Below are 308 nucleotides of genomic sequence, written 5' to 3'. Positions count from 1 at the left end.
CCTTCGACGTACTGGAAAACGCTGATAAGGGCTAACCGCCAGGGCGCTGTTGCCGGCTGTCCACTCTTCGGAAAGAGCGCGGCAAACATCTCGTCGCGGTAGATCACCCCTAATTCATCCCGGAAGCGCAGGAAGGGGGTTCCTTTGGGAAAGGCGGCACGAGCGACACGGGCGGTCTCTTCCGGGACCGGTGGGATCTCCATCGGCTTCAGCGACATGGTCAGCCTCCCAGGGTCAGCGTTTGCCAACCTCAACAGCGCTGATCTGACCTCAACCCGCCGCCTCAGCGAATTCGCCAACAGCATCGT

1 protein-coding gene is annotated in these 308 nt (G+C 61.0%); it reads right to left on the bottom strand.

Annotated elements, in window-relative coordinates; all coding sequences use genetic code 11:
- A partial coding sequence (locus tag N825_RS35870; protein WP_037462597.1) for a hypothetical protein occupies window positions 1–218 on the bottom strand: 218 nt, incomplete at its 3' end.
- Between the last annotated feature and the right edge of the window lie 90 nt (window positions 219–308).

It is taken from the genome of Skermanella stibiiresistens SB22, from assembly GCF_000576635.1.
GTDB classification, from domain to species: domain Bacteria; phylum Pseudomonadota; class Alphaproteobacteria; order Azospirillales; family Azospirillaceae; genus Skermanella; species Skermanella stibiiresistens.
This window is presented reverse-complemented; position numbering and strand designations above follow the sequence as displayed.